The 20447-nt window shown below is 41.3% G+C and carries 22 protein-coding genes; 4 read left to right on the top strand and 18 right to left on the bottom strand.

All coding sequences use genetic code 11. The features are described 5' to 3' along the window. Positions 1–135: 135 nt before the first annotated feature. Together ACP69Y_RS09390 and ffh are read right to left on the bottom strand one after the other, a co-directional pair. Positions 136–276 (bottom strand): alpha/beta hydrolase, encoded by a 141-nt coding sequence (locus ACP69Y_RS09390; RefSeq protein ID WP_425918144.1) that lies wholly within the window; start codon positions 274–276, stop codon positions 136–138. A gap of 303 nt (positions 277–579) precedes the next feature. Then, positions 580–1986 (bottom strand): signal recognition particle protein, encoded by a 1407-nt coding sequence (ffh, locus tag ACP69Y_RS09395; protein WP_425918146.1) that lies wholly within the window; start codon positions 1984–1986, stop codon positions 580–582. A 138-nt stretch (positions 1987–2124) separates the two neighbouring features. Between ffh and ACP69Y_RS09400 the strand changes: the two genes are divergently transcribed. Beyond that, positions 2125–2931: a cytochrome C assembly family protein gene (locus tag ACP69Y_RS09400; protein ID WP_425918148.1), complete on the top strand. Its 807-nt coding sequence runs from the start codon at positions 2125–2127 to the stop codon at positions 2929–2931. A 193-nt stretch (positions 2932–3124) separates the two neighbouring features. Here the strand turns inward: ACP69Y_RS09400 and arsH are convergent, their stop codons facing one another. The 4 genes from arsH to ACP69Y_RS09420 are packed head-to-tail and all read right to left on the bottom strand — an operon-like array spanning position 3125 to position 5681. Beyond that, a complete protein-coding gene (arsH, locus tag ACP69Y_RS09405; RefSeq protein ID WP_425918150.1) occupies positions 3125–3829 on the bottom strand; it encodes an arsenical resistance protein ArsH in 705 nt (234 codons plus the stop codon). Between the two features lie 4 nt (positions 3830–3833). Further along, positions 3834–4874 carry an ACR3 family arsenite efflux transporter gene (arsB, locus tag ACP69Y_RS09410; protein ID WP_425918152.1) on the bottom strand — a complete coding sequence of 347 codons (1041 nt, stop codon included), beginning with the start codon at positions 4872–4874 and terminating at the stop codon, positions 3834–3836. A 4-nt stretch (positions 4875–4878) separates the two neighbouring features. After that, positions 4879–5352 carry an arsenate reductase ArsC gene (locus ACP69Y_RS09415; protein ID WP_425918154.1) on the bottom strand — a complete coding sequence of 158 codons (474 nt, stop codon included), beginning with the start codon at positions 5350–5352 and terminating at the stop codon, positions 4879–4881. A 5-nt stretch (positions 5353–5357) separates the two neighbouring features. Beyond that, entirely contained in the window at positions 5358–5681 is a 324-nt protein-coding gene (locus ACP69Y_RS09420) for a metalloregulator ArsR/SmtB family transcription factor (RefSeq protein ID WP_425918156.1), read from the bottom strand. Positions 5682–5766: 85 nt separating this feature from the next. Between ACP69Y_RS09420 and arsC the strand changes: the two genes are divergently transcribed. After that, positions 5767–6195 (top strand): arsenate reductase (glutaredoxin), encoded by a 429-nt coding sequence (gene arsC / locus ACP69Y_RS09425; protein ID WP_425918157.1) that lies wholly within the window; start codon positions 5767–5769, stop codon positions 6193–6195. A 665-nt stretch (positions 6196–6860) separates the two neighbouring features. Here arsC and ACP69Y_RS09430 read toward each other — a convergent pair. Next, entirely contained in the window at positions 6861–8291 is a 1431-nt protein-coding gene (locus tag ACP69Y_RS09430; RefSeq protein ID WP_425918158.1) for a PQQ-dependent sugar dehydrogenase, read from the bottom strand. 488 nt (positions 8292–8779) lie between these two features. Here ACP69Y_RS09430 and ACP69Y_RS09435 point away from each other — a divergent pair, with 488 nt between their 5' ends. After that, positions 8780–9715, top strand: coding sequence for a tRNA dihydrouridine synthase (locus ACP69Y_RS09435; protein WP_425918159.1), 936 nt, complete (start codon positions 8780–8782; stop codon positions 9713–9715). A 71-nt stretch (positions 9716–9786) separates the two neighbouring features. Here the strand turns inward: ACP69Y_RS09435 and ACP69Y_RS09440 are convergent, their stop codons facing one another. The 7 genes from ACP69Y_RS09440 to rpe form a co-directional block, all read right to left on the bottom strand. Next, a complete protein-coding gene (locus ACP69Y_RS09440) occupies positions 9787–10440 on the bottom strand; it encodes a nuclease-related domain-containing protein (protein ID WP_425918193.1) in 654 nt (217 codons plus the stop codon). Positions 10441–10493: 53 nt separating this feature from the next. Further along, positions 10494–10976, bottom strand: coding sequence for a methylated-DNA--[protein]-cysteine S-methyltransferase (locus ACP69Y_RS09445; RefSeq protein WP_425918160.1), 483 nt, complete (start codon positions 10974–10976; stop codon positions 10494–10496). A 36-nt stretch (positions 10977–11012) separates the two neighbouring features. Beyond that, complete coding sequence (gene sugE / locus ACP69Y_RS09450) at positions 11013–11330, bottom strand: quaternary ammonium compound efflux SMR transporter SugE (protein WP_424621643.1); 318 nt, start codon at positions 11328–11330, stop codon at positions 11013–11015. A gap of 255 nt (positions 11331–11585) precedes the next feature. Next, positions 11586–12500: a copper resistance protein B gene (locus ACP69Y_RS09455; protein WP_425918161.1), complete on the bottom strand. Its 915-nt coding sequence runs from the start codon at positions 12498–12500 to the stop codon at positions 11586–11588. Continuing rightward, the gene (locus ACP69Y_RS09460; protein ID WP_425918162.1) at positions 12487–14328 is read right to left on the bottom strand and encodes a copper resistance system multicopper oxidase; all 1842 of its coding nucleotides are present in this window, start codon (positions 14326–14328) and stop codon (positions 12487–12489) included. Before ACP69Y_RS09460 ends, ACP69Y_RS09455 begins: the two co-directional genes overlap by 14 nt. 47 nt (positions 14329–14375) lie before the next feature. Then, complete coding sequence (locus ACP69Y_RS09465) at positions 14376–14828, bottom strand: hypothetical protein (RefSeq protein WP_425918163.1); 453 nt, start codon at positions 14826–14828, stop codon at positions 14376–14378. A gap of 395 nt (positions 14829–15223) precedes the next feature. After that, entirely contained in the window at positions 15224–15910 is a 687-nt protein-coding gene (gene rpe / locus ACP69Y_RS09470; RefSeq protein WP_425918164.1) for a ribulose-phosphate 3-epimerase, read from the bottom strand. A 189-nt stretch (positions 15911–16099) separates the two neighbouring features. On the opposite strand from rpe, the gene ACP69Y_RS09475 reads away from it, so the two are divergent. Continuing rightward, positions 16100–16375 (top strand): DUF2218 domain-containing protein, encoded by a 276-nt coding sequence (locus ACP69Y_RS09475; protein ID WP_425918165.1) that lies wholly within the window; start codon positions 16100–16102, stop codon positions 16373–16375. A 40-nt stretch (positions 16376–16415) separates the two neighbouring features. Here the strand turns inward: ACP69Y_RS09475 and fghA are convergent, their stop codons facing one another. The 4 genes from fghA to ACP69Y_RS09495 all read right to left on the bottom strand — a co-directional run bounded on the left by fghA (position 16416) and on the right by ACP69Y_RS09495 (position 20436). Then, positions 16416–17252 (bottom strand): S-formylglutathione hydrolase, encoded by an 837-nt coding sequence (fghA, locus tag ACP69Y_RS09480; RefSeq protein WP_425918166.1) that lies wholly within the window; start codon positions 17250–17252, stop codon positions 16416–16418. 11 nt (positions 17253–17263) lie between these two features. Next, complete coding sequence (locus tag ACP69Y_RS09485; RefSeq protein WP_425918167.1) at positions 17264–18676, bottom strand: C13 family peptidase; 1413 nt, start codon at positions 18674–18676, stop codon at positions 17264–17266. Between the two features lie 123 nt (positions 18677–18799). Next, entirely contained in the window at positions 18800–19618 is an 819-nt protein-coding gene (locus ACP69Y_RS09490) for a class I SAM-dependent methyltransferase (RefSeq protein ID WP_425918168.1), read from the bottom strand. Further along, positions 19612–20436: an undecaprenyl-diphosphate phosphatase gene (locus ACP69Y_RS09495; protein ID WP_425918169.1), complete on the bottom strand. Its 825-nt coding sequence runs from the start codon at positions 20434–20436 to the stop codon at positions 19612–19614. Before ACP69Y_RS09495 ends, ACP69Y_RS09490 begins: the two co-directional genes overlap by 7 nt. Positions 20437–20447 lie beyond the last annotated feature (11 nt).

Raw genomic sequence — 20447 nt, forward strand, 5'->3', positions numbered from 1 at the left:
CAATCTATTTTTTTTGCAAAATGGCCATGTTTAATTTTTCCTACCGGATAAAGTCATCTAATTCAAGCAATACCATTAATTTATCTTTAAAACCAGCAACCAAAATCAATCCTTTAATTTGGGGTTGGGCTAAGCCTAGGAGTTAAAAAAATGCAAGCTCGCGAGACAGCCTAAACTGTGCGCGACAATAATGGTATCTTGTTCTAATTTGGGAATTTGCATTTGTAACGCTTGCTGCCAAATTTGAAAATTAGGCGTGTTTGCAGCGGGCAACATAAGACGTCTTGCAAAATGACCTGAATATTGAACCTGTTGGCTGAGCCATGAAAATCAATGATCATTCGGTGATTCATGATCAATATGCACCCTATAAACTTTCTTCTGTAATGGCGACATGTCTTTTCTTCTTATTATTTTGACTCAGTTAATTTAGCCTCACGCCCATCGTTTAAGTAGCGCTTTTTGTTATTCGTTTAGGATTAAATATGCAGAGTTATTCGCATAGTGTATTTTCTGTAGTGCATAATTTTAGCTATAAAAAAGGCGCATATAGCGCCTTTTAACGATGAGAAGTAAATCTTACTTCTTGTCATTGCCACCGAACAATGGTCCCATACCGCCACCACCGCCGAATTTATTTTGCATACTGCCAAGTGATTTCATCATTTTTGCCATACCTGACGGATTGGCAAATTTTTTCATCATTTTCGCCATTTGCGCATGTTGTTTAATCAGTTTATTGACTTCAACCACTTCCATACCACAACCTGCTGCGATACGTTTTTTACGGCTCGGGTTCATCAGGTCTGGGTTACGGCGCTCTTTAATGGTCATCGACTGGATAATCGCTTCCATTTTTTTCACTTGCTTTTCAGGGTTTGCTTGCGCAATTGCATCTTGAATACCTGCATTGCTCATGCCAGGCAACTTGTCCAAGAAGCCCATCATGCCGCCCATTTTGTTCATTTGTTCAAATTGCATCAGCATATCTTCAAAGTTGAAGCTGCCGCCTTTTTGCAATTTTTTCGCCATTTTTTCGGCTTTATCGCGGTCGACTTTACGTTCAAGTTCTTCGACCAAAGAAAGTACGTCACCCATACCCAAAATACGCTGTGCCACACGCTCAGGATGGAATGGCTCCAAGGCATCCAGCTTTTCGCCCATGCCCAAGAATTTGATTGGCTTACCGGTAATGGCACGTACAGACAGCGCCGCACCACCGCGTGCATCACCATCGGTTTTGGTCAGAATCACACCGGTTAAAGGCAATGCATCATTAAAGGCTTTTGCAGTATTTGCCGCATCCTGACCGGTCATGGCATCGACCACGAACAAGGTTTCAGTTGGCTTAATGGCTGCGTGAAGCGCTTTAATTTCGTCCATCATGTCATCATCGACATGCAAACGACCTGCAGTATCGACAATCAGCACATCGGCAAACTGAATTTTTGCTTGCTCAATTGCTCGATTGGCAATGGCAATTGGGTTTTCATCAGCGCTCGATTCAAAGAAAATTGCGCCTACTTCGCCTGCAACTGTTTGTAGCTGTTTGATTGCCGCTGGACGATAAACGTCTGCAGAAACCATGGCTACTTTTTTCTTTTGGCGTTCTTGTAAGAAACGGGCAAGTTTTGCAGCAGTGGTGGTTTTACCCGCACCTTGCAAACCTGCAAGCAGGATCACCACAGGTGGTTTTGCTGCCAGGTCGAGGCTCTCATTGGCCTCGCCCATCATTTTTGTGAGTTCGTCATGGACGATTTTTACGAATGCCTGGCCTGGTGATAACTGAGTCATCACTTCCTGACCCAATGCTTCTTCCTTAACTTTCGCGATGAATTCACGAGTTACAGGTAACGCAACATCGGCTTCAAGAAGTGCCATACGTACTTCACGTAACGTATCTTTAATATTGTCTTCGGTTAGCTGCCCTGAGCCAGTAACATTTCTTAAACTCTGCGTGAGTCGTTCTGTTAAGGTATCAAACATTGCAAAATCCGCTTAAAATTGCCAGTTGCAAAAAAATCTTTCTTAAAATAGAAAATTTATGCATAAGATGCTATAGGATACTGTAGTTCACGTAGAATTTATATAAATGAATATTCAACATCCTGAAAAAGGTTTGACATGATCAGTCTCCCCTTGGTTTACACGATCTTAGCATTAATCGCTTATACCACATCTTTCTGGTATTTGTTTATTCACTTAATGTCAAAGCGTGATCCGAACCATTGGTTTGTAGGGCTTGTACTCGGTTTAGGTTTACTGCTACACGCGGGTGTTCTGTATAACGACATGCTGACACCTCTGGGTGTAAATTATGATGTATTTCTCTTACTGTCATTTACATCTGGTCTGATGTTATTACTGAGTTTAATCTTTAGTACTTACCGCCCCATTTTGGCACTCAATTTATTGGGCATTCCTGTTGCTGCGACCGGCTTGATTTTAGGTTTTGCCTTAAGCAAGCAAAATCAGGTAATTGAACAGCACTCCTTAGGTTTGGACATTCATATTATTTTGTCTTTATCGGCCTATGCGGTTCTACTGATGGCAACCATACAAGCGGTGATTCTATGGTTCCAAAATCGTGAATTAAAAAACAAGCAAAAAAGAATTTGGGTCAATTTACTGCCTTCATTCCAGGCCATGGAATCTTTGCTGTTTGATTTAATCATTACCGGTTTTATCTTGCTGACCTTAGCTTTAGGTTTTGGCTTCTTCACCATTGAAGATTTCTTTGCCCAGCATTTAGCCCATAAGACGGCCTTTAGTATTATTTCGTGGTTTGTCTATGGGTCGCTGCTGATTGGTCATTACCAATTTGGCTGGCGGGGTCAAAAAGCGATTCGCTTTACCTTAAGTGGTTTTATGTTACTGGCGATTGGTTTTATTGGTTCCAAGTTTGTATTAGAAATGATTTTAGGGAAATAAATACGTTTCCCCTTTTTGACTTCTTTTTTATTAAAAATGCAGAACAATAACTAAATATTTATCGTGAAATTGGATAAATCAATAAAAAAGCCTGATCTTTATAGATCAGGCTTTTAATAACAATTAAGTTAATGAGTTTAAATAAATAATAAAATAATTTCAGGTAATTTGTATGATCTTCATTTTAGGGAAACTAAATATCCTTTTGATTCACACGCTTTGACAATTGCTCAGCACTTTCGACCCGTTCAGAATAACGGTCAGTCAAATAGGCTGATTGTCCTCTTGTCAGAAGAGTAAATTTATACAGCTCCTCCATCACATCCACAATACGATTGTAATAAGGAGACGGTTTCATACGACCATCTTCTTCAAATTCCAGAAAAGCTTTCGGTACAGATGATTGATTTGGAATCGTGATCATCCGCATCCAGCGCCCTAAAACACGCAATTGATTCACCGCATTAAACGATTGCGAACCCCCACATACCTGCATCACAGCCAGCGTCTTGCCCTGAGTGGCGCGAATTGCACCTGCTGCCAGAGGAATCCAGTCAATTTGCGCTTTCAAAATCGAACTCATCGAGCCATGACGTTCAGGCGAACACCAGACCATACCTTCTGACCAGGCTAAAAGTTCATGCAGCTCCGTAACTTTAGGATGAGTCGTGTCTGCATCCTCAGGTAATGGCAGTCCTTTAGGATGAAAGATTTTGACCTCGGCACCAAAATATTCCAGTATTCGGCCTGCTTCCTGAACAGCAAGCCGGCTATAGGACCGGTCACGGTTTGAACCATAGAGCAGCAAGATACGTGGTGGATGTTCTAGCTCTTTGGCCTGAACTTTGTCCAAAGTGGGTGGTTCAACAAGATTCAAATCTACATTCGGAAGATTCATCAGGTTATGCCTCTTTATAAACTTTTTTTCTCAGCCACAGTGAAACGCTGACCAGCGCAATCAAGACCGGGACTTCAACCAGAGGGCCAATGATGGTGGTAAAAGCAACCGGTGAAGCCAGACCAAAAGTGGCAATGGCAACTGCCAGTGCCAATTCAAAATTATTACCTGCTGCGGTAAAAGAAATGGCCGCAGTTTTTGGATAATCATTGCCCATCCATTTGCTCATAAAGAAGCTGATAAAGAACATCAGCACGAAGTAAATAGTTAAAGGTATTGCAATTCTCAGCACATCGAGTGGCAAACTGACCACTTCGCCACCTTTAAGGCTAAACATGGCAACAATGGTAAATAACAACGCAAGCAGACTCAGCGGACTAATTTTTGGAATAAACCGCGTTTGATACCATTCTAGACCTTTCTGTTTGACCAAGATCAATCGGGTGAGAAAGCCCAGTAAAAACGGGATCCCTAAATAAACCAGTACTGCATGGGTAATTGTCCAGAAGCTCACATCAATCACTTGCGCTTCGACACCAAAATAAGGCGGTAAGAAGGTCAAAAACAGCCAGGCATAAGTACTAAAGAACAGGATCTGGAAAATACTGTTAAATGCCACTAATCCGGCAACATATTGATTATCGCCACAAGCCAGACCATTCCAGACCAGTACCATGGCAATACAACGTGCCAAACCAATCAGAATCACACCGGTCATATATTCAGGATAGGATTGCAGGAAAATCAGCGCCAACGCAAACATCAAGCATGGCGCAATCAGCCAGTTCTGAACCAGAGATAAAGTGAGCGTGCGCTTGTCTTTAAATACCTGCGGCAAGGTCGCATAGTCCACTTTGGCAAGTGGAGGATACATCATGATAATCAGACCGATTGCAATCGGGATATTTACCGAATCAACACTCATCTGGTCTAATGCAACCGATGCTTGCGGAAAGAACACCCCGATCGCAATACCCAGCAACATGGCGATAAAAATCCAGATGGTCAGATTTTTATCTAAAAATGACATTTTTGAGGCAGACATAGTATTACTCAATATTTGAAATTTTATTGATTTCTGCAATCAGCTCAGAACGGGAAAGCTGCTTGGTATCCAATGCAAATAAAGCATCTAAACGTTTATTAATGTGATCAACCGTCACTAAAAAAGCGTTGAGCTTTTCGGCTTCAGGCAGGTCTAGGTGAGAGGGATCAGACAGGCCCCAATGCGCCTTAATCGCTCCGCCCAAGTAGAGTGGACACGCTTCTTGCGCTGCCGAATCACAAACAGTAATAACCACATCAGGCTGATACTGTTCACAGTCAGCAATGCTCTTACTGGATAAGCCATCGGTAGATAAGCCTAAGTTTTGCAAAGTTTTAAGGGTGAGTGGATGAACCTGACCTGAAGGTTTGCTCCCGGCACTGTAAGCTTTCCAGCCTTCAGGCGCACGGCGATTGAATAACACTTCTGAAAGAATGCTACGGCAACTGTTTCCAGTACATAAGAATAGGAATTTCATCGGTATTACTCGCAATGGATTGAAATTGAAGAATGAAGCTGAGGATTGTTCATCACGTCATCATTTTGTTTAGAGATAATGTCTAAAACCTCATTTGCCCATTTAGGAAGATTCGGATTCAGACGGTAATACACCCATTGCCCCTGTCTTTGATCAAGCAAAATCGCAAGGTTTCTAAGCAAAGCCAAATGGCGAGAAATTTTAGGTTGGCTGAGTTGCAACTGTTCCGTCAGTTCACATACACAAACATTTTGTTTGGCCATGACTAACTTCAAAATGTCCAAACGCGTAGTGTCAGAAAGACACTTAAAAAAATCTGTTTGATTCATTTTATGATTACTCGATATATTTGCTATTGCGAATATACGGATATCCATATATAAATGCAATATTGTTTTTGCATTGAGAAAAGTCATGTCACAAAAGATTAAGATTTATCACAACCCTGCCTGTGGAACGTCGAGAAATACACTTGAACTTATTCGAAATACAGGACAAGAACCTGAAGTCATTGAATATTTAAAAACGCCACCAAGTAAAGAAGAGCTAATGACTTTAATTGAAAAATCAGGGCTTTCTGTACGCGACGCCATTCGTAAAAATGTTGAACCTTATGAGCGTTTTAAATTAGATCAAACGCATTGGACTGATGATCAGTTGATGAGTCTGATGCTTGAACATCCAATTTTAATCAATCGCCCATTTGTGGTGACAGAGCTGGGTATTAAATTATGCAGACCCTCTGAGTTGGTACTGGATCTATTATCTGCGCCTCAACTTAAGGCGTTTAGCAAAGAAGATGGTGAAGTGATCATTGATCAAGAGGGCAAAAGAATGAAGTAAATTTCCTATATTTGCTTTATCTATTTAATATAATTGTGCTTATACGAAATGCAATTTAAATAATATTGTAATATCAAAAAGTTAAGATAAAAGAAAAACTCGATATATCAGCAGAATCCCGGCTTGGAAACAAGTCGGATTTTTTTCAACCCATTTCGATATTTTTTACCTATAAAATCGATTAATAAGTGATCATATCAATACATCATTGCCAGTGATCAATTATTCCAGACCCGAAACAATTCTCAAGTTTCAAGGAGAAAATAGGGATATTTTTTAGCCAGCTTTGTACGCATTTGCTCACAACAATTCCGGCTCTTTGCGGCTATACGATCTTGCTGCAATTTCCTATGATAGGGACATAGAGAACAGGAAGTTCCACAGAATAAAAAGAATAACAAACAACATAAGGAATGTGCGGTACGACAGGAGTCATACCTGAGCATCAAATACGAAAAACCCCGACAGGATGTCGGGTTTTTTTATTATCTGTTTAAAGGTAAATAAAACTTCGATAAACCTTTAACATATGGATTAAAAGCTTGACTCACTATTTTTGTTTCACTCTCGTTCAACCTACCCTAACCTTCAAGCAGTAAGATCCTGCTTGAAGGTTAGATAAAAGATTGAGCTTCTCAAAGTCAATTATTTACTGTTTTAACCAGTTATTGCTTGATTGCTTTTTCTACAACAGGTTGTGAACTATCAGATTGTTGGCTTGCAGAAGCAGTGGTTAGAGCTTTATTTATTGAACGATTATCAGTGGTTGTACTCGTTGGTGATACACGCCAGATCATATTGCCCACGTCATCGGCGACCAGAATAGCGCCTGAAAAATCAACTGTTACACCAACAGGTCGTCCTAACGCATCACCTTGATCACTTAAAAAACCCGTCAATACATCTTGCGGTTGACCAAAAGGTTGACCATTTTTAAATGGTACAAAAATGACTTTATAACCACTATGCGGTTTGCGATTCCATGAACCATGCTGACCAATCAGCGCACCGCCACGGTATTGTGGCATTAATTCAGCCTTATAAAATGTCAGGCCTAATGACGCTGTATGGTTACCAAGTGCATAATCAGGCGGAATCGCGCGAGCAACCAGCTCTGGTTTTTGTGGTTTTACCCGTGTGTCCACATGTTGACCATAATAACTATACGGCCAGCCATAAAAAGCTCCGGCTTTGACTGAGCTTAGATAATCAGGTACTAAATCATTACCAATTTCATCACGCTCATTGACCACCGTCCATAGCGCGCCACTTTGTGGTTGCCAGTCCATCCCATTTGGATTACGAAGTCCGGTCGCAAATGGGCGTGCTTTGCCACTGGCAATATCAAACTCCATAATCAGGGCACGACCGGCTTCTTTGTCTAAGCCATTTTCAGCGACGTTACTGTTTGAACCCACCGTAATATAGAGTTTGGTGCCTGCAGAATTGGCAATCACATTTTTAGTCCAATGGTGGTTGAGGGGTCCACCCGGTAAATCCAGTACTTTAGTGCCACTTGCTGTAATTTGAGTAGCACCAGCTTGGTAAGGAAAACGCATGAGGGAATCAGTGTTGGCCACGTACAGCATATTGCCGACCAGTGTCATGCCAAATGGAGAATTGAGATTTTGTAGAAATACGGTTTTTTGGTCAGCCACGCCATCACCATTGCTATCGCGGAGCAAGCTAATGCGGTTGGCACTCGGATGCGATGAACCTGCACGCTTCATCACCAGTTTCATAATTGTGCCTTTAATGCCCTTGCTGTCGTCCGGCTTAGGCGGAGCATCGGTTTCAGCCACCAGCACATCCCCATTAGGCAATACATACAGCCAGCGCGGATGTTGAAGTTCTTTGGCAAATGCCTGTACTTTTAAACCTGCAGCAGGAGTCGGCATCATACCCGCAGGCCAACCTTTGGCAGGGGCAATATTCACCGTCGGCAATAAGCTTGATTTGGGTTCAGGCAGATGTGGTTGCGGGCCATAGCTGTCTGTGATGGGTGATTTAGAGGGTAATGCACATCCTGTTAATGCCAATACAATGGTAGAACCCGCTATGGGGAGTAAAATGGGCAGTAAAAATCGAGCAGACATTTTTTTCTCCTTATTTTTGTCGCAATAGCCTTAGCTTACTGTCACCTATAAATCTAAAACTTGCTTTAGTTTTTTAGTAAAGAATAATAACCCGAGAAAAGGTAGGCTTCTGGCAGAATATCGAGGATTATTATTTGCCAAATACTTAAATTGATTTTAATGAATAAATGAGTATGTACTACACCTGAGGATACTTAAATAATAAAAACTACATAAAAAACTGTTAAAACGACTTCAAAATATAACCACGATTTATGGAAATTATTTATGGGGGATTACGGCAACTCAACAACGGGCTTTTAATATCTGTATATATTATCATGATGATAATTTTAACTTTTATTGATACTCCTATTTAATACATAATTTGTTATACCGAATATAAATACTTAAATCACCAGTGTAGATTGTTGCAATTCAAGACCTAAGCTAGACATCCTCCCTAAAAAAACGTATAACCCTGTTTTTCTTTGTACAGGTCTGACACTTTGAAACTTGTTCTTGCGCCCATGGAAGGCTTAACCGATCCTATTATGCGTGATGTATTAACGCATGTCGGCAGCTTTGACTGGTGTGTAACCGAGTTCATTCGTGTGACGGACTCTGTCCTGCCCGACCATGTTTATCATAATTACTGTCCTGAATTACTAACCGATGGTAAAACTGCCGCTGGAACACCGGTTCATGTGCAGTTTTTAGGAAATAATCCTGAAATGCTGGCCGTCAATGCCATTCGTGCGGTGGAACTGGGCGCCCCTGCCATTGATATGAATTTTGGCTGCCCTGCAAAAACGGTAAACCGTCATCGTGGCGGCTCAGTTCTGTTAGATGAACCTGAAGTGGTACACATGCTGGTCAAAGCCGTTCGAGATGCCGTACCTGAGCATATCCCGGTTTCAGCCAAAATGCGTTTGGGCTATATGGACAGAAACTTCACTTTAGAGAATGCCCATGCCATTGAAGATGCCGGTGCAGCCTGGCTAACAGTACATGCTCGAACCAAAGCAGAGGGCTATACGCCACCTGCATTTTGGGATCAGCTGCAACCGATTCGTGAAGCATTGAAAATCAATGTCATCGCCAATGGTGAAATTTGGACCAATGCAGATGCCAAACAATGTCGTGTAGAATCCGGTTGTGAAGATTTAATGATAGGCCGGGCTGCGGTGACCACACCCGACATTACTCAATGTATTCGTAAAAACACAGATGAGGCTTTGATTAGCTGGAATGAGCTTTTAGCCTTACAAATACGCTTTTTAAGCGGTCCCTATAAAAAAGAAATCAATATGGTGGGACGCTATAAGCAATGGATTGGCATGATGTCTAAACACTATCCTGAAGCAAAAGAACTTTGGAATGAAGTGAAACGCATCAAGCAACTTAATGAAATTGTTGAAAAACTTCATAATACTTCAAATTAATATCATTTATACTCTTGCTTAATTCAGCCTATTTGAACTTTCAAAATAGGCTGAATTGAATCAATTAATGCTCAGCTATTACCTTTTTGTTGTTGCAAGTTTGCGACATGCAAGCGATCTGTTTTCCAGGATTTTTCCAATATCTCTTTCTCAATCCGCAATTGAATCCGTTTCAGTTTCATCGGCGGAATAACCACATCTTTAAAACCTTTGACATAGGTAGTCCAAGCCTTGCCTCTAAATACATTCAGAGGCATTTCTGTTTTAAATTCACAGTCCGGCATAAACACAATCACGGAATGTAAGTATTCAGCTGAGATAATATCTGCCAGAATCTGCTCTAAAACCTTTTGATGTTTATAATTTTGATGCAGCGGATTTTGGAATTTATAGCTTTGTTTAAATATTTTTTGCGTCCACATTTTCTGGCGTTCACTACCAAAAATCCAGCCTTTATAGTTTTTGGTTTCAATAATAAACACGCCATACGGGCTTAATAAAATATGATCAATTTGCGTAGTTCCATTTTTCTCATCCGGCAAAGTACAGTTATTTAACAGAATATATTCTTCAGTTAAATATTTTTTTGCGTGAATACCAACAGCGAACTCGCCAAATTTTCCTTTTAAAAAAGGCTTAAAAATTTTGAATAATGCGGCAACAATAAAAAATAAAAGCAACCACCAGAGCGTAGATATGAACTGTGAAAAAATTTGACCCAAAATATTCCCCTACTCTTTAAATCGTTTAATTTATAAATTTTTATGGTTGTTTAAGTTTATCGAGCCTGCTCAATCTTTAACAGGATATGTTTATTTCCTAGCCCCCCGGCAAAGCCGACCAGTTTTCCGTTCATCCCTATCACACGATGGCACGGCGCGATAATCGAAATCGGATTTTTCCCATTGGCTGCCCCCACTGCGCGAACCGCTTTCACGTTGCCAATTTGTTCTGCAATGTCACGGTAACTTCGGGTTTCCCCAAATGGAATGCTGAGTAAAGCTTGCCAGACTTTCTTCTGAAATTCTGTTCCTTCAAAATCTAAAGGCAAATCAAATTGCTGTCTTTTTCCTGCAAAATATTCAGTTAATTGTTTTTGGGTTTCTAGCAAGATAGGATGATCAATTTGCTCTATTAATTCTGCTAAGCGTACACGTTTAGGGTTTTCATTTTCCCAAAGCACTGCAACTAAAGCCGTTTCATGGGCGACCAGTTTTAAAGTTCCCACAGGAGAAGCCATTTCTAAAAATGCCAGTTCCATTTGTCTTCTCCTGCAGTGAAATAAATGATCCAGATTTTATGATGATGACAGTTTCATCAATACTAATCCAGAAATAATCAGGACTGCCGCCAACATACGCATTGCTGATGCTGGCTCGCCTAAAATAAAGATTCCGACCAAGAACGATCCAACGGCGCCAATGCCTGTCCAAATGGTATAGGCTGTACCGAGCGGCAAGGTTCGCATGGCATAAGCCAGCAAGCCAAAACTCAAAATCATGAACACCAAGGTAATAATACTGGGCGTTAAACGTGTGAAACCTTCTGAAAGTTTCATTGCATAAGCCCATACAATTTCAAAAAGACCCGCTAAAATTAGAACCACCCAAGCCATGACGACTATGCTCCATTTGATCAGAATCAGGTCGTCCTGACGAATTTTCTTGGTGCAGATATCAGTCAAATTGTACCAAGGGAGGTCGTTCCTCCTTCATTTAAGATAATTATATAAATAATTGATTTAAATGGGTGCAGTATTTACATTTTTTGACCCATTGATCACCTCAACAATGTCCAAATAAAAAAATCCGATAGACATGGGTCCACCGGATTTCCTGATTTTAAATAACTTTAAATAATTTTCAAAACTTTAAAATTTAAACCGAATGCCTGCACCATATAACCATTCATTTTCGGAATTCGATTGTTGCTGCCATGCCGTCTGTTGATTCCCTTTGGTATAACCGTATGCGACATCTACAAAAGGCATGACCTTTTTATTGATTTCATATCGGGTTTCCAGACCCAGTTGGGCACGACTTAAACCTGACTTTTTGGCATAGTTTGAATCGTCGCTCAATACGATATTCACATCTAAATAAGGTTTCAGAATCAGTTTTTGAGTCAGCAATAAATCTCGCTCGGTTTCCAGACTCAAAGACCTTTGATTGTCCTGTCCCAGATGTAAGTAGATATCCGTTTCAAAAAAATACGGTGCCAAGCCATGAATACCTAAAACGGCTCCTAGCTGCTCCGAATCCACTTCACGATTCTGGTTATTCAAATAGCGTAGACCGGCCTGCACATCCCAAAAATCACTCAGCATACGGCTATATAACACTTTGGCATCATATTCAGCTTGCTGTGATTCAGCATGATCGGCATGAACTTTAATAAAAACCTTGTTTTCATCGGTGCCAATTCGGGTCTCAAGTTGCGACTTTAAAACACCTTCGCCATTATCATTGCGCAGCCATTTACTTTCAACCGTGGTGTGTTGATAAACCTGTCCACCATGCTCTTTAATATGTGCAGCATGATCAGCCTTGTCTGAACTTGAATACTCGTGCTGTATCGGTTGCCTCGATTTTTCCTCAGTCGCAGTCTTGGGTAGCGCTGACTCTGTTTGATGCTGTGAATGATCTACAGGAATGTCAGCTGACTGTTGACTCTGATCCTCCGACATTGGCATTGTGTGATGCCCTTCATTCGCAAAAATCTGCCCACTCAGCAGCAGCAAGGAAGCACTGAATGTACTCATGGCAAATAAATTAATGATGCGCATGTGAGTCTCCTTGCTGAGCTGAATTTGATTTAGATGGCGTGTTGGATGGATTATTTGCATCCACATTCGCAACAATTAACTTGCTCATCATACCGGCTGACATGTGATACAGCAGATGACAATGAATCGCCCATTCGCCCAACTCATCCGCAGTCAACAATGCAGTCACGGTTTTACCCGGTGGCACAACCAAGGTATGTTTATTTGGCATATCCTGACTACTTTGACCATTTTCAAGCTGCATAAACATGCCATGTAGATGCATCGGATGCGCCATCATGCTGTCATTGATAAACTTCAATCGAATACGTTCACCATATTTCACCTGTAGCGGTTCAACTTCAGTAAATTTCTTGCCATTAATGGTCCAGATATAACGCTCCATCGTACCGCCTAAACGTACTTCCAGTTCACGTTCTGCCGGACGGGTATCGGTTTGCGGAGTTAAAGATTTCAAATCGCTATATTGCAGCGCTTTATGCCCTGTAGGCGTTGACGCATTGGCCCAGCCATAAACAGGCTGCTCCTGATCATCCACGGTTGGTTTCGCTGCTGCGTGTGCTGAATGATCTATATGCGGCTGTGGTTTAGAATCAGACTTGGCTGGGTGTTGTGAAGGATCAGCACCTTCGGCATGGTTCATTGGCGCAGGCTCATGTTTCATCATGGAATGATCCATTTTTTCCTGATTCATTTGGCTATGATCCATCTGCTTATGATCCATATTGGCGTGATCACCCGATGAAGAACCATGTCCCATATCTTCCATCGTCAGCAAGGCACGTGGGCGTACTTTTGGCATATGAATCGCATGTGTCTGTGCATTTTCTTCATTATGCAATGTGCCAATTGCAAAACCGCTGCGATCAATCGATTCTACTTCAATTTGGTAATGATCGGCTTTCGGCTCAACTATTACATCATAAGTTTCTGCAGTACCTATACGAAACTCATCGACCGGTACAGGTTGAACTGGCTGCCCATCTGCACTCACTACCGTCATTTTCAAGTTGGGAATACTGACATCATAAAAAGACATGGCGGAAGCATTAATAAAGCGTAAGCGGACTTTTTCATTCGGCTTAAACACGCCCGTCCAGTTTTGCTCTGGCGTTTTTCCATTGATCAGAAAGGTATAACCGGTGACATCGGACAAATCGGTTTTCAGCATGCGCATTTGATTCCACATACCACGATCTTGCCAAGTATTTTTTAAACCATCACGCTGCACTTGTTTAAATACATCTGCTAAAGTTTCACGCTGATTTTGATAGTACTCTGCTGACTTTTTCAGATTTTTCATGATCTGGTCACTGCTGGACTGATGAAAATCGGACAACATCACCACATAATCCCGATCAGTTTGTTCATGCGCTGCGACTGGCTTTTTATCTTTCGGATAAATCACCAAAGCACCATATAAACCGTCCTGCTCTTGACCTTTGGAATGCGCGTGATACCAATAGGTGCCGTTTTGACGAACCTTAAAACGATAGACAAAATCACTTTTTGGTTTAATCCCTTTGAACTGGTTAAAACCCGGTACACCATCCATTAAACCGGGCAGCAATAATCCATGCCAGTGAATGGAGGAATCTTTATTTTTTAGCTTGTTATGCACATGAATAACGGCATCATCGCCTTCTTCAAACTCCAAAAGCGGTGCCGGAAACTGACCATTCACGGTAATGCGTTTTAAAGGCTTTCCGGTCACATTGACCAGCTGCTCATCAATACTCAGATGATATTCTTTGACCGCAGCAAACGCCCACGATGATGACACCAGACACACCCCGACCAAGAGGCTTTGACTTAACTTAATAGACATGACTTAACCTATAGTTTAAAAATAAAAAATGTTTTTTTAAATCAAGATTAAGCTTTGGGAGGACGTAAGATTTGTTGCCAGAAGCCCATTAAATGCTGGGCGGAATAATCAAAATTGCGTTGTGGATGTTCTTGAATATAATCAAAACTCAGCAATTCTGTTGTTTGTGAATCTAACCAGGTGGTTAAACTTTGACAATGTAACGGCACACAATCATTACAACTGAAATGCTGTGTCTGATTCTGCATGGTCTGGTGACAATCTTGCTCATGCGCTGCTTCTACATGTTCTGAAGGATGCTGATGAGCATGAGATTGAGCACTGACTGAATCATGGCAACCCGACATCGCGGTCATCGCTTGTTGATGCTGTGCAACACTGGATTGCTTCATCATTTGCTGATGCATAGGTTTTGCTGATGCAAAGGCAACACTACTCCACCCGATGGTAAAAACCATCAGGAGCACAAACCAAGCCTGTTTGCGTAATGAAGTCAGCAAAGAATTATCCTTTCATCAATCCAGAATAAATATAAATCATTTTACTTTGATTTAGATCTAACAGCATAACCAAGAACAAAGTTATACACAATTCTTTAAATTTATACTCAACAATTCATCGTTCGCTATTTTTATGTCTCTTAAAACAATAAAGTTATTTTTTAAACAGGCTTATTTGTAAGCACAGATTAATAAACAACCATATTTTTTAATACCTTAAGAAATCAAAAAAGGACTCAATTGAGTCCTTTTTATACATTTAATGTCTAATTATTAAACTATTGTTGCATAATCGTTTATAAACTAATCAAGTTATCCATACAGTTATCTACACAGATATCCATATGGTTATCCATAAAGTTATCCACAACTTAGGTTCAATTAATTAGAGATTATTAGACATTTACCGCGCCTACTTTTGCAAGTTCAGCACGCATTTCATTAATCACAGCTTGATAATCCGGTTTACCAAAAATAGCTGAACCGGCAACAAACATATCTGCACCCGCCTCTGCAATTTCACGAATATTGGCTGGAGTCACCCCGCCATCCACTTCTAAACGAATGTCACGACCTGAAGCATCAATGATTTTGCGTGCTTGACGAAGTTTGTCTAAAGTCATTGGAATAAATTTTTGGCCGCCAAATCCCGGGTTGACGCTCATTAATAACACTTGATCGACTTTATCCAAAACATAGTCCAGATAATGTAACGGGGTTGCCGGGTTAAACACCAAACCTGCTTTCGCACCACCGGCTTTAATCAACTGTAAAGAACGGTCAATATGATCGGTTGCTTCCGGGTGGAAAGTAATAATATCTGCACCTGCTTCCAGGAAATCACCAATCATACGATCTACCGGTGAAACCATCAAATGCACATCAATCGGAGCTTGAATCCCATATTTTTTTAATGCCTTACATATCCCTGCACCGAATGTCAGGTTAGGCACATAATGGTTATCCATCACGTCAAAATGTACGACATCTGCACCAGCAGCGAGCACATTTTCAACTTCCGCGCCTAAACGAGCAAAGTCAGCAGATAAAATTGATGGTGCAATTAAATATGGCTTGGACATGGGGAGAACCTGGCTGTGTATTCAAATTGATTTTTCACATTATAACAAATTGAACCTTGCTGCTGTAATCCAATCCAGCTTCGATACTATTTATTCAGCATTCCAAAACTGCGACATTGCGTTGCATTATTTAACTTTAGCTATTTTTATAATCTGTTATGTTGATATCACAACACAAGGTAAATGAGAATGAAAAGCAATACACAAATCGCTACTCCAGAAGCTACCCGTATCGCCAAGCGCTTACTCAATCACTGGAAACATAAATTTGAAGTTGCTGAAACTGACGGCAATTTTAGTATTTTTATGCCAGATGCAACCGTAAAGCTAATGCCGCAAGCGGAACAATTATTAGTCTCCATTGACAGTCCCTTAGAAGACTTAAGCAAACTAGAAAAAGTAGTTCTTGATCATTTAAGCCGTATGGCTCAACAAGAATTTACTGCAACCTGGCAGCACCAATAAAAAAGGGAGAATCATGTTCTCCCTTTTTTATTCAATATTATTATGCTTCCAGTTGCACGGCATGGAATTGCAGATGGTCATCGATAAAACTTTGAATAAAGTAATATCCATGATCATAACCTTGGTGTTCACGCAAGGTTAGCGACTGACCTGCTTCTGCGCAGGCCTGTTTAAATAATGCAGGATTCAATTGCGCATAGAATTGATCTTTCGATCCTTGATCAATCAGAATCTCTTTAAACAATCCGCCTTTTTCTTGAATCAAGGCAGCGGCATCGTGTTTTAACCATTCCTTCCGATCTTCACCAAAATAATTCGAAAAGGCTTTTTCACCCCATGGGCATTGGCTCGGTGCACAAATCGGCGCAAAAGCAGAAACAGATTTAAATTTTTCCGGGTATTTAAATGCCAGAGTTAATGCTCCATGTCCGCCCATGGAATGTCCGAAAATACCGATCGAATCTGCTTGAACGGGGAAATTTTGAGTGACTAAATCATAAAGCTCATCCGCAATAAAGCTTTCCATTTGATAATGTTCGGCCCATGGCGTTTGAGTTGCATTAATATAAAATCCTGCCCCTTGACCAATATCCCAAGAATCGCCTTGTGCAACCTGCTCACCTCTTGGCGAAGTATCAGGGCTAATCAAGATCAAACCCAATTGAGTGGCTAAGCGTTGCGCATGGGCTTTAATACTAAAGGTTTCCTCAGTACAGGTCAGACCGGCTAAATAAAAAAGTGCTGGGCACGGCTGCCCCCCTAAAGCTTGAGGTGGCAAGAAAATGCCAAACTTAGCTTCGCCCTTTAGCCGCTTGGAATTAAAAGCATAAATGCGCTGTTCACCATTAAAGCATCGGTTATGTTGGATTAATTCCATGTCTATTTTCCTTATTGTGTTTGAACACTTAATTGCGGTGTTTCTATTTTCATATCTGTTTGAATTTTAGCCGGAAATAAGCGTTGCTCCAATTGCGGCAACATAAATTCCATATTCTTACCAATCGACCACTGTGGTTCGGATGCTTCAAAACCCTGCGCCTTTTCCCATTGCGCCACGGTTTCTTTGGTTTGCTCAAATGCCGCACTTACCGAAGTCTGCTCGCGCATGGCCTGATCAAAGAAAGCCCGTCCAAAATAAGTGTAATCGGCTTCATTTGAACAACCGAAAGATGCACGATCTGCAGCAGAAGCGGTAATAATTAAAGTATTATCATCTTGTAAAGCAGGAACAAAACTGCCTGAATAACATGCAGAAATCACAATCACGCGCCAGCGAATTCCCGACTTATCCAACGTATCTTTTAGCCATTTCGGATCGACGTCGTTTAAATCTATCGGTGCATTTTCCATTTCAAACTGATTTGGCAAACCATGCGATGTCATATATAAAAATAATACATCGCTTTCACGGTTCATTTGCTGCCCGATACGGCGTAAAGCCATCTCCATACTGGTACGCGAAGCAATCGGAGTTTGAGTGCGTGTCTCAGGATTATTGATCAACATCATCGAACGGCCAAAGGTCCCGAAGCGCGTATCAAACTGTTCTTTTATCCGCTCGACTTCAGACTTAAATACGTCCTGATAACCTGCACCGGCTACCCCTAAAAAGTACCAATGCGATTGGGCAAACTCACCATACTGAACGGCTTCAAGAGATTTACTCAACACTCGACTTTGTGCGTAAAAGGCATCTTCAGCAAACGTTGGCGGACTTTCTTCCACTTTCCAGATCGGTTGGCTTTTGACTGACATTTGCCAGACTACGAGGGTAAAAAGCGTTGCCGCGACAATCAGTCCCCGCTCCCACCACGGCCACTTTAATTCACGTGAAAATACCCAGACCACAGCCAGACTTTGCCAGACAAACAGGACCATGAATATCATCGGTAAATAGTCATAGAAGATGTAAGGCAATACATCGATATAACCCAAATACTGAATCAGGCTTTGTAGTAAGGCGATATGTGTATCCAGTACCAGCCACAATAAGGCAGGCACCAACATCAGACGCGGGTTATTAATCCGTTGTGACAGGAAAATACCGACAATCAGCGCAATAAAAGGCCATAAGGCATAACTGATCAGGCCTTGCGGATTAAACTCCCCCACTTCCCCTGAACTTAGCCAGCTAAATAAACTGTTGGCACTGCCGCCTAAAATTCCCCAAAAAATCAGTTGGAGAATCGAGGGTCGAACAATTTGTAAAGACCGACGTGATCCCAAAAAGAGCCACATCCCTGCAGTTTGGTTGCTTTTAAAATCATGCCAAAAATTGATGGAGGGTTTAAAGTCGATCATAGGATTTAGGGTTAGCTGTAGCTCGCTGATTCACAATGTAAGTTTATGCTTGATGGAAGTTTTATCAATGCTGCTTTGGCACTATATAACAAATTAATGTTCAATATTGAAGCAATTACCAAACTACTCTACAAGATGCTGCTGAAAGTAGGCATCAAAACGACAAGCATCGCCTTGCCACTGATGCTTGGGTTCTTGGCCCGCCAAATATACCGCTAAACGCGGCCGCTTTACCACCACCCGTTTTGCTATTTTTTGTGCCAAAATCAATAAATTATCACCCAGATCCATTTCACCATCTTCAGGCAATAGCAGATGCAATAATTGCATCTGCTTTTTGACTTGGGCCTGTTTTTTGATGGCTTGCTGGTTTTGATCACGTTGTGGAAACATCGGATCAAGATAAACCACATCTACGCTATTATTCTGTTCAGCTTGCTGAATAAGGTAATCGGCTGAATCAGAGAAAACCAGATGAATCCGTGCAACCACTGAACTTAAAAAAGGATCATGTTCAGCATGACTTTTGGTATCTTCAAGCAAGGTAAATAAGATTGGATGTCGCTCAACCAAAGTAACTTCAGCACCTAAATGTGCCATCAGTAAACTGTCATGCCCCAGCCCTGCAGTCGCATCGATCAAAGTTGGCTTTTCACCCAGATTACACGCTCGTGCAATCATTTCAGATTTTAAGGAGGCTCTTTTTAAACGTGGAACTTCCGCTTTCCAGTCCGGTTGCATCTTCATGCCATTGGCACACAGCCAAAGTCCAGATTCATCTACGCATAAAGCCAACTCTGGATGGAAACGTAAAAATCGGGCATTGAGCTTTGCAATGACTTCAAGATTTACCTTCACTCCACGAGAAGAAAGCACAGCAGAATACTGCTGTGCTTTCTGTTGAAATTCTTGTTCTACAAATAAGCGGATCTCGCTTACCATAATTTCCAGCCTGTAAATGCAAAGAGTAAGATTAAAAGACCCGAGGCAATACGGTACCAGGCAAAGACCATAAAATCACGTTTTGCGACATAGGCAACCAAAACACGAATTAGAATCAAAGCTGAAACGAATGAAACAATAATTCCTGTTGCAAGAACTGCCCAATCTTCTGTGCTTTGAAATACATGATAGCTTTGATACAAATCTAAAAGACCTGCTCCAATAATCACCGGGATGCCGAGGAAGAAAGAAAATTCAGTGGCCGCTTTACGTGATATCCCCAAGAACATCGCACCAATAATGGTTGCACCAGAACGTGATGTTCCCGGAATTAAAGACAGCACCTGGATTAAACCAATCCAGATCGCTTCTTTATAGCTGATGTTCTCGACTTCTTCTGCATTGACTGCTGGCGGATGTTTTTCAATCCATATAATAATGAAACCACCCACGATCAAGCCAATCGCAACCGCAATATCATTAAATAATAATTCTTTGACTGCTTGTCCAAAAGTCAGACCAATCAGTACGATTGGAATAGAAGCCATGATCAGGCTAAAACCCAAACGGCGACCTTTGGGTTCACCGGTAAACATACCGGTTGCCGCGCCCCATAGACGAGCCCAGTATTCATAAATCACTGCTGCAATCGCACCCATTTGAATGGCAATTACGAACACATCACTTTTTTCTTTGGTCCAGAAATTCATTAACTCTGAAGCGAGAATTAAATGTCCGGTACTGGAAATAGGTAGAAATTCGGTAATACCTTCAACAATACCCATAATCGCCGCTTTCAGCAGCAGTAAAAGATCCATACAAAATCCTA

The organism is Acinetobacter sp. TSRC1-2 (assembly GCF_049895885.1).
GTDB lineage: Bacteria > Pseudomonadota > Gammaproteobacteria > Pseudomonadales > Moraxellaceae > Acinetobacter.